Here is a 12,903-nt window from a genome sequence, read left to right on the forward strand (position 1 = left end):
GACACCAATTACCCGCGCTGTGGGGCATTGATCTGTTGCACAATATGCGCCGGAGCGTTTTCCTCAGGATTCTCGATGTTTAGATCATTTCATCTGCGCATGGCGGCTGGCTTGTTGCTGCTGTCCGCAATCGCCGGTTGTTCCTCGCACAAGACCGCTATCTACGAGCATGAAAGCTTCGATGATTCCGGCACCTTCTCACGCAATTATCCGGTGGGCGACGCCGCTTCCTGCGAGGCCGCGCGACGGGCTCTGCTCAGCCAGGGCTACATCATCACCAGCAATGATCCGAAGCTGGTCAGCGGTCACAAGAGTTTCCAGCAAACCGGCGAGACCCATCTGGAAATCAGCTTCAACGTGGTCTGCGCCCAGGACGGCAGCGGCGATCAGCGCTCGACGGTATTCGCCAACGCCCTGCAGGACCGCTATGCACTGAAGAAGGTCAACAACTCGGCCAGCCTCGGCGTCGGGGTGCTGGGCTCGGTCTCGATGCCGATCGGTTCCACCGATGATTCGATGGTCAAGGTGGCCAGCGAGACGGTGTCCTCGGCCAAGTTCTATGAGCGCTACTTCGCCCTGGTGGAATTGTTCCTGCCGCCGGAGGCGAAGAAGGCGGCGCATATCGAAGAGAAGCCCAAGGCCGACCTCGGGGTTCCCGAGAGCAGGCCCGAGCCCCAAGCCAAGCCGGAACCGGCGTCGCAACCTGCGTCCGTACCCGAGCCCAAGGCATCGCAGCCGCAGGTCGAGCCAGCAGCAGTGGCTGCGCCGGCTCCTGCCGAGGAACCGGAGTCTGCCGTCTCGCAACCGCTGGCGCCGCCAGCCGAGACCGCGCCTATCGTGCCGGCCGCCAGCACTGAGCCAGCCCCTGTCAGCGAACCCGTCACGCCGCCAGCGGCCAGCCACCTGCCGCCGCCGAGCGAGCCGATTCCGGCCTTGCCGAGCAGCGGGAGCTAAGGCACTTACACCGAGGTCGGGTCGGCCTTTGCAGTGTCGATCCGATAACGGCTCAAGGCATCGCTGACCTGGCTATAGGGAATTTCCCCGTCATCGGCCAGGGCTTTCAACGCTGCCAGGGCGATGAAGTGCCGGTCCACTTCAAAGAAGGTTCGCAGGTTCTCCCCGGTTAGTGGATGGGCCGAAACCGTCGCTAACAACCGGAGGCTGAATTGTTCATGGGCTGTTACGTTTTCATTGCAGAAATCCTGACCGAGGGGGTAGTATTTTTTCTGTCATCCCGGCACTTTATGCTGATGCCGACGGTCAATCGGCACAGCGCTATTCAATCAACCGAGAAAGGAGTCCGCGATGGACGAATACCAAGAGGAATTGCTGGAGTATCAAGCTTTCGAGCTCGATCCTCTGGAACCTGCAGAAGACGCCACCGAGCTGTAACGCCGGTGGCGTTTTTTTTAGCCAAACTGTCGGTGGCAACGGCGGAACTCTCCAGGAGTCTGGCCGTTCCAGCGCTTGAAGGCCCGCTGAAACGCTTCGGCTGAAGCAAAGCCCAGCAGATAGGCAATCTCGCCGAACGTCAGTTCGGTATCGCGGATATAGGTCATGGCCAGGTCGCGCCGGGTGTCATTGAGAATGGCCCGGAACTGCGTCCCTTCTTCCGCCAGCTTGCGCCGCAACGTCCAGGTCGGCAGCTTCAGGCGCATCGCCACTTCTTCCAGGTCGGGCTCGCGGCCACCATTGAGCAAAGGTCCCAGCAATTGAATGATGCGCTCGCGCAGGCTGCGAGTGCGGGTCAGTTGCTCCAGCTCCCTTTCGCATAAGTGCAGCAGATGCCGCCAGGTGCTCGGACAGTGTTCCGGATTGCGCAGGGCCAGGGAGGCCTGGCTCAGGCGCAGCTGATTCTGTTCGGCGGCGAACTGGATGGGTGTGGGGCCGAGGATGGCGTAGGCGTCGTGATAGTCCGGGCGTTCGAACTCGATGTCGATCTGCTCGGCCAGCAGGGTCTGACCGCAGAGGCTGGACAGCTGTTGCAGCCAGCCGGAGATGATCGAGTCCACCACGAAGCGGTTGTAGGCGTTGTATGGGCTGATGGAATAGAAGCGTAGCCAGGCGCCGCCGGCATCCTCGTGAAAACTCGACTGACCGCGATAGTTGGAGCCGTACAGTGCTTCGAAGCGAGTCAGGCAACGGGCCGCTTCACGAACGCTAGGGGCTTGGGCGGCTGTGACGCCGGCCAGACCGAGCTGGCTCAGCCGACTCAGACGGCCCATGCGCAGACCCAGGGTCGGGTCGCCGGTGAGCTGGATCGCGCCGTGGCCCAGGCGCATGTAGCGGGGAATCGACAGGCGTGCTCCGGCTTCGGCCAGTCGGGCGGGATCCAGGGCATATTGCTCGAGCAAGGGGGTTGGGTCCTGGCCGTGACTGCGGACCGCGTCTGCCAGGCTGTGGACAAAGCCCACCGACAGGTCCCCCAGGCGCATTGCCGTGGTCTTCATGCTTTACAGCCAGAGGTTCAGCAAGCGGGCGCCCGTTGTGCCCTGATCGGCAAACGTCTGGCCGTGGCTATTGATGAAGCTCTGGCCGCTGCTGCGCTGCTCCCAGAACTGGCCGCGCAGGAATACGCTGACGCCGGCGTTGGCCAGGCTGCTGGGCGGGCGGGCGGTGAGGGTCAGGCGATGCCAGGCTTCGCCCTCGCTGGTTTCTTCCGGTTTGAGGCTGACCTCGCTGGCTGGGGGGCTGCTCTTGAAACCGCGCCAGGGTTGCTCCCAGCCATCGCGGCCCATGATAAAGGCCGGGACCGCGACCAGTTGGGCGCCCTGCTCATTGAGCTGGCGATAGTTGTCCGGGTACCAGCTGTCGCTGCCGATCAGCACCCCGAGGCGCCCGGCGGGAGTGTCGACGACCTGCACCCCCTGTCTGGCATCGCCCCGCACATAGCCGCTCTCGGCATGGGTGGGATAGAGCTGGCGCTGGGGTTGGCCGATAGGCAGGCCGTCGCTGCCGAACACCAGGCTGCTGTTGTACAGGGCGCCGCTGCCGATCTGCAGGCTGCCCTGGCTGACACTGGGCTCGGGCAGAATGATCGAGCCGGCTACCAGGGTCACCTGGAACTCCCTGGCCAGGCCGCCGAACAGCAGTTGGTACTCCTTGGCCATCTCCTTCGCCTTCATGCGCAGGTGCGCATCGTCCAGGCGGCTTGTTCCTTTGGCCATGATCAGTGCCTTGAGGAATGGCAGCGGATTGCTCAGCGCCAGCCAGTTCATGGCTTCTTTCAAGGACACGGCCTGGTACAGCTCGTTCTTTTCGCCGCTGACCATCAGCCAGGTGCCGATGTGTTCCGGCAGTACCACGATGGTCTTGGCATTCACCAGACCTTTGTCCCGGGCCTGTTGCAGATAGGCCGCGAGCTTGCGGTGCAGGCGCTCGGGGCTCTGGTAATCGGTGGGGAACAGCTCCGGTTGGATCGCCAGCAGGTTGCCGTGATCGGCTGGTACGCCCTGGTCCACTGCCAGCTCGATGCGTAGGTCCGACAGGTAATGCGCCCCCGGACGGTCGTGGGTCCAGAGTGCATAACGGGTGATGACGGCAAGCAGGGCCAGGGACAAGGTGAGGTAAAGAAGTTTGCGCATGGGAAAGCAGTCGGCGGCCGAGTACAGGATTCGTCGACTAGGGTAGGGCTCGTGCCGGCACTTGCCAAGGGGCGCTGCGCGTTTGGATCAATAAGTTGTCAGTTACGGTCATTGAGTGCCGGGTACGGTGCTCTTAGTCTGTGCAGCACTACTGATGGAGGCCGCAGAGCTTCCGCATTTTCCCGTGATTGCCCGATCTGGAGTGACACCATGGCTGGAGCACCTTACCCGCATTTGCTGGCCCCCCTCGACCTGGGGTTCACCACCCTGCGCAACCGTACCCTGATGGGGTCCATGCACACCGGTCTGGAAGAGAAACCCGGCGGCTTCGAGCGCATGGCGGCGTATTTTGCCGAGCGCGCCCGGGGCGGCGTGGGCCTGATGGTCACCGGCGGCATCGGCCCCAACGATGAGGGTGGGGTGTATTCCGGTGCGGCCAAGCTGACCACCGAAGACGAGGCGCTCAAGCACCAGATCGTGACCCGCGCGGTGCACGAGGCCGGCGGCAAGATCTGCATGCAGATCCTCCACGCCGGGCGCTATGCCTACAGCCCCAAGCAGGTTGCCCCGAGTGCAATCCAGGCACCGATCAACCCGTTCAAACCCAAGGAGCTAGACGAGGAAGGTATCGAGAAGCAGATCCGCGACTTCGTCACCTGCTCGACCCTGGCGCAAAAAGCCGAGTACGACGGTGTCGAAATCATGGGGTCGGAAGGGTATTTCATTAACCAGTTCCTGGCCGCCCACACTAACCACCGCACCGATCGCTGGGGCGGCAGCTATGAAAACCGCATGCGCCTGCCGGTGGAAATCGTCCGCCGGGTGCGTGAGGCGGTCGGTCCGAACTTCATCATCATCTTCCGCCTGTCGATGCTCGACCTGGTGGAAGGCGGCAGCACCTGGGAAGAGATCGTACAACTGGCCCAGGCCATCGAGCGGGCTGGCGCGACCCTCATCAACACCGGGATCGGCTGGCACGAAGCGCGGATCCCGACCATCGCCACCAAGGTACCGCGAGCCGCGTTCAGCAAGGTCACGGCCAAGCTGCGGGGTTCGGTGAGCATTCCGCTGATCACCACCAACCGCATCAACACCCCGGAAATCGCCGAGCAGATTTTGGCGGAAGGCGATGCCGACATGGTGTCCATGGCCCGGCCGTTCCTGGCCGATCCGGATTTCGTCAACAAGGCCGCTGAAGGCCGCGCCGACGAGATCAATACCTGCATCGGCTGCAACCAGGCCTGCCTGGACCACACCTTCGGTGGCAAGCTCACCAGTTGCCTGGTCAACCCCCGGGCCTGCCACGAAACCGAGCTCAACTACCTGCCGGTCAAGCAGATCAAGAAGATTGCCGTGGTCGGTGCCGGCCCGGCGGGTCTTGCAGCCGCCACCGTGGCCGCCGAGCGTGGGCATCAGGTGACCCTGTTCGACTCCGCCAGCGAGATCGGCGGCCAGTTCAACATCGCCAAGCGGGTGCCGGGCAAGGAAGAGTTCTACGAAACCCTGCGCTACTTCAAGCGCAAGCTGCAGACCACCCATGTCGAGCTGTGCCTCGACACCCGGGTGGATGTGGCGCAACTGGTGGCTGGCGGTTTCGATGACATCATCCTCGCCACCGGCATCGCCCCGCGCTTGCCGGCGATTCCTGGCGTGGAGCACCCCAAGGTCCTGAGCTACCTCGACGTGCTGCTGGCGCGCAAGCCGGTGGGCAAGAGCGTGGCGGTGATCGGGGCCGGCGGCATTGGCTTCGACGTCTCCGAATTCCTGGTGCATCAGGGCGTGGCCACCAGCCAGGACCGCGAGGCGTTCTGGAAGGAGTGGGGCATCGATACTCAGCTCCAAGCCCGCGGCGGTGTCGCTGGAATCAAGGCTGAGCCCCACGCGCCGGCGCGCCAGGTGTTCCTGTTGCAGCGCAAGAAATCCAAGGTCGGCGACGGCCTGGGCAAGACCACCGGCTGGATTCACCGCACCGGGCTGAAGAACAAGCAGGTGCAGATGCTCAACAGCGTCGAGTACCTGAAGATCGACGATGCCGGCCTGCACATTCGCATCGGCGAAGCGGGTGAACCCCAGGTGCTGGCGGTGGACAACATCGTCATCTGTGCCGGCCAGGACCCGCTGCGGGAACTGCAGGACGGCCTGACGGCGGCGGGGCAGAGCGTGCACCTGATTGGCGGCGCCGATGTGGCCGCCGAACTGGATGCCAAGCGCGCCATCAACCAGGGGTCGCGCCTGGCGGCTGAGCTCTAACGCCCTGCGCCAGCGGTGCAGTCTGCCCGCGTTTCGAGCTGGTAGACTGCGCTCCCTTCTTTGCCGAACCCGCAAGCGATGTCCTTCCCCGAATCCTTCGACTGGTTACCCCTGGCTCCGCTGCAACGGCTGGAGCTGGACTGGCTGTCCCGGGCCGGGGTCGAGGTGGCGGTATTGCGCCTGGACCTGATCGATCCGCTGATCAGCGGCAACAAGTGGTTCAAGCTCACCGAGCACCTGGCGGCGGCCCGCAACCTTGGCGCTGATGGCGTCATCAGCCTTGGCGGCGCCCATTCCAATCACTTGCATGCGCTGGCCGCCGCCGGCCGGCGTTTTGCCTTTCCCACCGTGGGCCTGCTGCGTGGCCATCCACAGGACACGCCGACGGTGCTCGATCTGCAAGCGTTCGGCATGCGCCTGCACTGGCTGGGCTACGGCGGTTACCGCGAACGCCACGCGCCCGGCTTCTGGGCACCCTGGCAGGCCCAGTACCCGGCGTTGTACCCGGTGCCTGAAGGCGGCGGCGGGCTGGCCGGTGCTGCGGGCTGCATGAGTTTGCGCGATCAGGTGCAGCGGCAGTTGCCGAGCCTGGGCTGGAGCGACTACCACGCTTGGTGGCTGGCCGCCGGGACCGGCACCACCCTGGCCGGGCTGGTGCTGGCGGAGGCCGGGGCGCGCCCGGTGTATGGTGCGCTGGCGGTGCCCGAGGATCACGGTGTGGCTCAGCAGGTCGAGAGCATTTTGCACGAGGCTGGACAGGGTCGCGGCGGTTATCAGCTGCTGGACAGCAGCCGTGGCGGTTTTGCCAGGGTCGACGATGCGTTGCGCCGGTTTATCCGGCTCACCGAGCAGCAGTGCGCGCTGCCATTGGAACCGTTGTACACCGGCAAGGCCCTGCTGGCCTTGCAGGAGCAGGTAGTGGTCGGGCGTTTTACTCCGGGTTGCCGGTTGATCTTCGTGCACACCGGCGGCTTGCAGGGCCGCCGCGCGCTGCTGGCTCAGGCCTGACCGCGTTGGCGCCACATGCGTTGCAGGGTGTTGTCGCGCATCACGTAGTGGTGATAGAGCCCGGCCAGGGCGTGCAGGCCGATCAACCAGTAGCCGAAGCTCGCCAAGAGTTCGTGCCAATCCTGGAACTGTTTGGCCAGGGTCTTGTTTTCTTGCACCAGCAGTGGCAGGTCGAAACCGTAGAACATCACCTGATGCCCCTTGGCGCTGGTGGTCAGCCAGCCAAGGATCGGCATGGCGATCATGAACAGGTACAGCGCCCAATGCATCAGGGTCGACAACAGCCGTTGCCACTGCGGCGGGGTGGGCAGGATCTTCGGCGCCACGCCCTGAGCACGGGCGAACAGACGCAGCCAGACCAGCACGAACACAGTCAGACCGAGCATGAAGTGGGCCTCGACAATCAGCGTGCGGCCCCCGCTGCCTTTGGGAAAGATGCCGCGAAATTCGATGCAGGCGTAAACCACCGCCAGCAACACCAGCATTAGCCAGTGCAAGGTGATGGTCATGGTGCTGTAACGCGACTCAGTGTTTTTCCAGGGCATGCGGGATATCCTCGGTCATCAGGTCTGAAGCCTCCGCTCTTGAATGACGGAGTGCTGTAACTGTAATCCGCTTTCCTGGGGTTTGCCCGAGCCTCTTGTGGCTTTTATTACCGGCGCCATAGCGTTGGCAGGGAAATGACTGACAAAACATGGCGCTGCCGCTAGAGCCTGATCAATGACTTTGGGGCATCTCTCCCCGGGCCAGGCGCTGGTTGATATCGGCGATCACCTGGGGCAGCTCGGCGATGGTGTCGATCATGTAGTGCGGACGCGACGCCTCGAACAACGAGTGGATGCGCTGGCGCTCGCTGGCCAGGGTGTCGCTGGCCAGGGCACGGAAACCGTCATAGGTCAGGCCCAGGGCGTTGCCCGAGCAAATCAGCGCCACGGTCCACATGCCGGCTCGACGGCCTTCGAGAATCCCTGGCACGGTGTCGTCGATCTTCACGCAAGCGGCGACATCGTCGATGCCCAGGGCGATCACATTGGCCAGGGCCTGGGCTGGCCAGGGGCGGCCGTTAGGCACCTCGTCGGTGGCCACCACGTGATCGGCGACATAGCCGTTGGTCGCGGCCAGGGTCACCACCTTGTCCATCACTTGCTTGGGGTAACCGGAGCAGGAACCGATCTTGATGCCTTGCTCGCGCAGCTTGGCAATCACTTCCAGAGCGCCCGGGATCAGGGCCGAGTGTTCGGCGATCTTGTCGATCTGCAGTGGCATGAAACGCTCATAGATGGCAGTGACATCGGCGTCGGTCGGGGTGCGGCCGAAGACTTGGCGGTAGCGTTCGGCCACCTGCGGCAGGTCGCACAAGGTGCGGATATGGTCCCACTTGCCCATGCCCATGGGGCCGCGGGCTTCTTCGATGGACACCTGCACATCGAACTCGGCGAAGGCCTCGACAAAGATCTGGGTCGGGGCGAAGGAGCCGAAGTCGACCACGGTGCCAGCCCAGTCGAGGATGGCGGCTTGCAGCTGGGTGGGGTTGCTGTAGTGCATGGTTTCAATGCCTGTGCAGGCGCGAGCGTGCTCGCGAAAAAAGGTTCGGGATCGCGTCAGCCTGATTCGCGAGCAAGCTCGCTCCTACAGGGCGCGGGGATGAGTCAGAGGTCGAGGATTTCCATTTCCCGCAGGACTTCGCCGATGGCGCTCACCGCCGCCTGCATGCCGTGGCGGTCGACGTGGCCGATGCAGCCCACGCGGAAGGTGTCGACCTGGGTCAGCTTGCCCGGGTAGAGGATGTATCCCTTGCTCTTGACCCGTTCGTAGAAATCCTTGAACTGGTAACGCGGGTCTTGCGGGGCGTGGAAGGTGACGATGATCGGCGCCTGGATCGCTTCCGGCAGAAAGCTCCGCAGGCCCAGTTCGCCCATGCCCTGCAGCAGCGTCTGGCAGTTGTCGGCATAGCGTGCATGACGCGCCGGCAGGCCGCCCTGCTCGTGGTATTGCAGCAGCGCTGCGTGCAGCGCGGCCACCACATGGGTCGGTGGGGTGAAGCGCCACTGGCCGGTCCTGGCCATGTAGTCGTGCTGGTCGTGCAGGTCCATGGCCAGGGAGTGGGCATTGCCGGCAGCCTGGGTCAGGGAATGTTTGTCGGCCAGGACAAAACCCATGCCGGGCACGCCCTCCAGGCATTTGCCGGAGGCGGCGATCAGCGCCTCGAAAGGGATGTCGCGGGCATCGATGGGCAGGGCACCGAAGGAACTCATGGCATCGATGATCAGGCGTTTGTGATGGCGGGCGACGACCTGGGCGATGTCGGCCAGCGGGTTGAGGATGCCGGTGCTGGTTTCGCAGTGGATCAGCGCCACATGGCTGATGCGAGGGTCGGCTTGGAGCAGGCGCTCGACGTCGGCGGCGGTGGTGGGTTCGTCCTCAGCGGTTTCAAACGTGCAGAATTCGCGGCCGAGCACTTCGCAGATCTTCGCCAGGCGCTTGCCGTAGGCGCCGTTGATCAGCACCAACACCTTGCCATCGCGGGGCACTAGGGTGCCGATGGCGGCTTCCACGGCGAAGGTGCCGCTGCCCTGCAGGGGCACGCAGTGGTGGCTCTCGGCGCCGTTGACGATGGCCAGCAGTTGCCGGCACAGGCTGGCGGTCAGTTGGTTGAAGCGCTCATCCCACGAGCCCCAGTCCACCAGCATCGCCTGGCGGGTGCGGGCGGAGGTGGTCAGGGGACCGGGGGTAAGCAGGATGGGCTCGGCGACGCTCATGGGGTGTCCTCGAAAAGATGGGGTGACGCTACGGGGACTAAATTGCAGTTTGCCTTGTCATCAATCAAATTGTTTGTTGTTATGCCAGCCATCAGTGAGGCCGATAGCTATGAACCTGTTTCAACTGCGCGCATTCGACGCCGTGGCCCGTGAAGGCAGCTTCACCCGGGCGGCCGGGCGGCTGTTCATCAGCCAGCCGGCGGTGACCGGGCACATCAAGGCCCTGGAAGAGCATTACCAGATCACCCTGCTGCGGCGCACTGCGCGCAGGGTGGAGCTGACTGAGGAAGGCATCAAGCTGGCGGCCATCACCCGGGCCATGTTCAGTCTGGCGGAGGAGGCCCAGGCCATGCTCGAGGCCAACCGGCAACTGCTGACCGGGCGCCTGGAGGTGGCGGCGGACGGCCCGCACCTGGTGATGCCGATGCTGGCCAGCCTGCGGGCGCAATATCCGGGGGTGACGGTCAACTTGCGCCTGGGCAATGCTCAGGAAACCCTGGCCGCCTTGCTGTCCGAGCACGCCGACGTGGCGGTGCTGACCGAGATCGAGCCGCGCAAGGGCCTGCACCTGCAAAGCCTGGGAGAGTCGCAGATCTGTGCCCTGGTGCCCGCAGGGCACCCCTGGCTGGCGCTGGCCGAAGGCATCGCCATCGAGCAACTGGACCAGGTGATCATGGTGCTGCGCGAACCCGGTTCGATCACCCGCCGTACCTTCGATGAAGCCTGCGCGCTGGCCAAGGTCCAGCCGCGGGTGCAGTTGGAGCTGGACAGTCGCGAAGCGGTGACCGAGGCGGTGGCGGCGCAATTGGGGGTGGGCGTCGTCAGCTCGGTGGAAGTCGGCCACGACCCGCGGGTGCGACCCGTGCCGATTCGCGGCGCGGGCCTGGTCAACCGGCACATGCTCGGCTGCATCGAGCGACGTCGTGACCTGCGCCTGATCCGGGCCTTTTTTGCCCTGGCCCCCGCCTGACCCGTCCCCCGCGAGTTGGCGCCGGCTTGCCAGCGTAGAGACTCGAGTGATCGCCTGCGCCGGCCAGGCCGACCGGGGCTGAGGCCGGCAGAGCGGCGGCCGGATACTGACTTTTTGGTCGATCAGGGCTTTGAGGACGTATAAACTTGCCCATCGCGTCGGCCAAATCCAACTCGACGCCATAGATCAAGAGAGTGAGTAATGGGCGCACAGTGGAAGGTTAAACACAAAGAAGCGGCAGCCAACGCCAAGGGCAAGATCTTCGGCAAGCTGGTGAAAGAGATCACCATCGCCGCACGTAACGGCGCTGACGTCGCCACCAACGCCCACCTGCGGCTGGTGGTGGAACAGGCGAAAAAGGCTTCGATGCCGCGTGAGACCCTTGAGCGCGCCATCAAGAAAGGCTCGGGCCAGCTCGGCGAAACCGTGCAGTACCACCGCGTGACCTACGAAGGTTTTGCCCCGCACCAGGTGCCGCTGATCGTTGAATGCGTGACCGACAACATCAACCGCACCGTGGCGGAAATCCGCGTGGCCTTCCGCAAGGGCCAATTGGGGGCTTCCGGCTCGGTGTCCTGGGACTTCAACCACGTCGGCATGATCGAAGCCTCGCCGGACACCCCGGACGCTGATCCGGAACTGGCGGCCATCGAGGCCGGTGCCCAGGATTTCGAGCCGGGTGAAGAGGGCGCGACCCTGTTCCTGACCGAGCCTGCGGACCTGGATGCGGTGCAGAAGGCCTTGCCCGAGCAGGGTTTCACCGTGTTGTCGGCCAAGCTCGGCTACCAGCCGAAAAACCCGGTGAGCGGCCTGAGCGATGAGCAGATGGCTGAAGTCGAAGCCTTCCTCGAAGGCCTGGACAACCATGACGACGTGCAGGACATGTTCGTCGGCCTGGCGGGTTAAGACCGCGATTCGCCGGCCAGCCGGCTCCTGCATACCTCTGTAGGAGCCGGCTGGCCGGCGAAGCTGTTTTAAAGCCCCGCCAATGCCTCGCAGACCTGGGCAAAGTCCGGTCGTGCCAGCACCTCTGGCCGACAGCAGCGCTGCACCAGCGCCGTTAGTTTCTGCTGTTGCTCCAGGCTCAGCGAACCATCCTCACGCTCCAGCAGTTCTTCCAGCAAGATGCCGAAGGCCCGCACTTCCAGGCGTTGCAGCGCGCGGCTTTGCTCGGTGTTGTCCTGGGCATGGAAGGAGGCTGCGCCAAAATCCCCCAGCAGGCACTCGCCCCGGGCACTCCACAAGGTGTTGTGGCCATAGAGGTCGCCATGGGTAATGCCCTGGGCGTGCAGGTGCGCACCCACCGAGGCGATGCCCCGGGCGATGTCCAGGGTCACGTCGGCGTTGAAGCAGGCGTTGTCCGGGTAGATGTCCCGGGAGCAGGAGTCCAGGCTCGGCAGCGCCGCCAGGTTGGTAAAGTGTGTGTCGATCAACTGCATCACCAGGCCGTTCTGGCCTTGGGGATGATCCTGGACCCGGCCTTCGACGCGGATCAGGTTCGGGTGCAGCCCGGCGCTGATGCAGGCGTTCATTTCATGCAGCGGCGAGCCGTCGCTGGTCATTTCGCCCTTGTACAGCTTGACCGCCACCGCGCGCGGCGGTTGCCCGGCGGGTTGCCAGTGGGCCTGGTGAATCACCCCCGAGGCGCCTTCGCCCAGGCGCTGTTGCAGGGTCAGTTCGCTCCAGGGAATGCTTGGCGTGGAGGCCAGCGCCGTGGCGTCGGCTTCCGATTCCAGTGGATTGCCGGCGTAGGCCAGCCAGGTCAGGCGCGGCAGGGCCAGGAGGAACGGCGGCAGCTCGGTCAGGCGGTTGGCGGCGATCCGCAGCAGCTCCAGGTTGTGGCACTGGCCCAGGCTCTGGGGCAGGGCGGTCAGGCGGTTGCCGGCCAGCATGAGCTTTTGCAGCAGCGGGCGCTGGCCCAGCTCTTCGGGCAGTTCAGTGATGCAGTTGTCGGTGAGGATCAGCCAGCGTAGCTGCGGCGGCAGGGCGGCGGCCGGCACCCGTTCGATGCGGTTGGCCTTGAAGCCAATCATGCTCAGTTGCGCGCATTGGCCGAGACAGGCTGGTACTTCACTGAACTGGTTGTCCGAGCAGAACAGAATGCGCAGGCGGGTCAGGCGATGCAGGTCGTCGGGCAGGCTACTCAGGGCGTTGCCGCTGAGGTTGAGGATCTCCAGGGAGTCGGCAAGATCGAAGATCTCCCGGGGGAACTCGGTCAGTCCACAGGACAGGTCCAGGCGCTTGATTCCGGCCAGCTGGCCGGCCCGCAGTTGAGCAAGGGTATCCATGAACAGCGTCAGTACTCGAAAGAAGGAAAAGGGGCAGCAGAATA

At 64.3% G+C, this 12,903-nt stretch carries 11 protein-coding genes and 1 pseudogene; 5 read left to right on the plus strand and 7 right to left on the minus strand.

Features of this window, described 5'->3' with window-relative positions; genetic code table 11:
- Positions 1-75: 75 nt before the first annotated feature.
- Entirely contained in the window at positions 76-954 is an 879-nt protein-coding gene (locus PLD_RS10710) for a DUF2242 domain-containing protein (RefSeq protein ID WP_159892424.1), read from the plus strand.
- A 5-nt stretch (positions 955-959) separates the two neighbouring features.
- On the opposite strand, the pseudogene PLD_RS10715 reads toward PLD_RS10710, so the two are convergent.
- The 3 genes and pseudogenes from PLD_RS10715 to PLD_RS10725 all read right to left on the minus strand — a co-directional run.
- Positions 960-1,149: pseudogene (locus PLD_RS10715) on the minus strand (pyruvate dehydrogenase); the annotation flags it as partial.
- A gap of 260 nt (positions 1,150-1,409) precedes the next feature.
- Positions 1,410-2,450: an AraC family transcriptional regulator gene (locus tag PLD_RS10720; protein ID WP_159892428.1), complete on the minus strand. Its 1,041-nt coding sequence runs from the start codon at positions 2,448-2,450 to the stop codon at positions 1,410-1,412.
- A gap of 3 nt (positions 2,451-2,453) precedes the next feature.
- Positions 2,454-3,584: a carbon-nitrogen hydrolase family protein gene (locus tag PLD_RS10725; protein ID WP_159892430.1), complete on the minus strand. Its 1,131-nt coding sequence runs from the start codon at positions 3,582-3,584 to the stop codon at positions 2,454-2,456.
- Between the two features lie 210 nt (positions 3,585-3,794).
- Between PLD_RS10725 and PLD_RS10730 the strand changes: the two genes are divergently transcribed.
- Together PLD_RS10730 and PLD_RS10735 are read left to right on the plus strand one after the other, a co-directional pair.
- Complete coding sequence (locus PLD_RS10730) at positions 3,795-5,834, plus strand: NADPH-dependent 2,4-dienoyl-CoA reductase (protein ID WP_159892432.1); 2,040 nt, start codon at positions 3,795-3,797, stop codon at positions 5,832-5,834.
- Positions 5,835-5,912: 78 nt separating this feature from the next.
- Positions 5,913-6,842: a 1-aminocyclopropane-1-carboxylate deaminase/D-cysteine desulfhydrase gene (locus PLD_RS10735; RefSeq protein WP_159892434.1), complete on the plus strand. Its 930-nt coding sequence runs from the start codon at positions 5,913-5,915 to the stop codon at positions 6,840-6,842.
- Here PLD_RS10735 and PLD_RS10740 read toward each other — a convergent pair.
- The 3 genes from PLD_RS10740 to PLD_RS10750 form a co-directional block, all read right to left on the minus strand.
- Positions 6,833-7,387 (minus strand): cytochrome b, encoded by a 555-nt coding sequence (locus PLD_RS10740; protein WP_159892436.1) that lies wholly within the window; start codon positions 7,385-7,387, stop codon positions 6,833-6,835. The genes PLD_RS10735 and PLD_RS10740 overlap by 10 nt on opposite strands.
- A gap of 172 nt (positions 7,388-7,559) precedes the next feature.
- On the minus strand, positions 7,560-8,387 hold the full coding sequence (gene phnX, locus PLD_RS10745) for a phosphonoacetaldehyde hydrolase (RefSeq protein WP_159892438.1): 828 nt from the start codon (positions 8,385-8,387) through the stop codon (positions 7,560-7,562).
- 104 nt (positions 8,388-8,491) lie between these two features.
- A complete protein-coding gene (locus PLD_RS10750) occupies positions 8,492-9,601 on the minus strand; it encodes a 2-aminoethylphosphonate--pyruvate transaminase (RefSeq protein WP_159892440.1) in 1,110 nt (369 codons plus the stop codon).
- Positions 9,602-9,710: 109 nt separating this feature from the next.
- Between PLD_RS10750 and PLD_RS10755 the strand changes: the two genes are divergently transcribed.
- Positions 9,711-10,571, plus strand: coding sequence for a LysR substrate-binding domain-containing protein (locus tag PLD_RS10755; protein ID WP_159892442.1), 861 nt, complete (start codon positions 9,711-9,713; stop codon positions 10,569-10,571).
- Between the two features lie 201 nt (positions 10,572-10,772).
- The gene (locus PLD_RS10760) at positions 10,773-11,477 is read left to right on the plus strand and encodes a YebC/PmpR family DNA-binding transcriptional regulator (protein ID WP_022639696.1); all 705 of its coding nucleotides are present in this window, start codon (positions 10,773-10,775) and stop codon (positions 11,475-11,477) included.
- A 68-nt stretch (positions 11,478-11,545) separates the two neighbouring features.
- Here the strand turns inward: PLD_RS10760 and PLD_RS10765 are convergent, their stop codons facing one another.
- A complete protein-coding gene (locus PLD_RS10765) occupies positions 11,546-12,859 on the minus strand; it encodes a leucine-rich repeat-containing protein kinase family protein (RefSeq protein ID WP_159892444.1) in 1,314 nt (437 codons plus the stop codon).
- Positions 12,860-12,903: the final 44 nt, after the last annotated feature.

This window comes from Pseudomonas sp. LD120 (genome assembly GCF_009861525.1).
Taxonomy (GTDB): Bacteria; Pseudomonadota; Gammaproteobacteria; order Pseudomonadales; family Pseudomonadaceae; genus Aquipseudomonas.

Bases quoted from the DNA above. Each gene is read 5' to 3' on its own strand.
- PLD_RS10710 (WP_159892424.1), top strand. From the start codon at position 76: ATGTTTAGATCATTTCATCTGCGCATGGCGGCTGGCTTGTTGCTGCTG.
- PLD_RS10720 (WP_159892428.1), bottom strand. From the start codon at position 2,450: ATGAAGACCACGGCAATGCGCCTGGGGGACCTGTCGGTGGGCTTTGTC.
- PLD_RS10725 (WP_159892430.1), bottom strand. From the start codon at position 3,584: ATGCGCAAACTTCTTTACCTCACCTTGTCCCTGGCCCTGCTTGCCGTC.
- PLD_RS10730 (WP_159892432.1), top strand. From the start codon at position 3,795: ATGGCTGGAGCACCTTACCCGCATTTGCTGGCCCCCCTCGACCTGGGG.
- PLD_RS10735 (WP_159892434.1), top strand. From the start codon at position 5,913: ATGTCCTTCCCCGAATCCTTCGACTGGTTACCCCTGGCTCCGCTGCAA.
- PLD_RS10740 (WP_159892436.1), bottom strand. From the start codon at position 7,387: ATGCCCTGGAAAAACACTGAGTCGCGTTACAGCACCATGACCATCACC.
- phnX (WP_159892438.1), bottom strand. From the start codon at position 8,387: ATGCACTACAGCAACCCCACCCAGCTGCAAGCCGCCATCCTCGACTGG.
- PLD_RS10750 (WP_159892440.1), bottom strand. From the start codon at position 9,601: ATGAGCGTCGCCGAGCCCATCCTGCTTACCCCCGGTCCCCTGACCACC.
- PLD_RS10755 (WP_159892442.1), top strand. From the start codon at position 9,711: ATGAACCTGTTTCAACTGCGCGCATTCGACGCCGTGGCCCGTGAAGGC.
- PLD_RS10760 (WP_022639696.1), top strand. From the start codon at position 10,773: ATGGGCGCACAGTGGAAGGTTAAACACAAAGAAGCGGCAGCCAACGCC.
- PLD_RS10765 (WP_159892444.1), bottom strand. From the start codon at position 12,859: ATGGATACCCTTGCTCAACTGCGGGCCGGCCAGCTGGCCGGAATCAAG.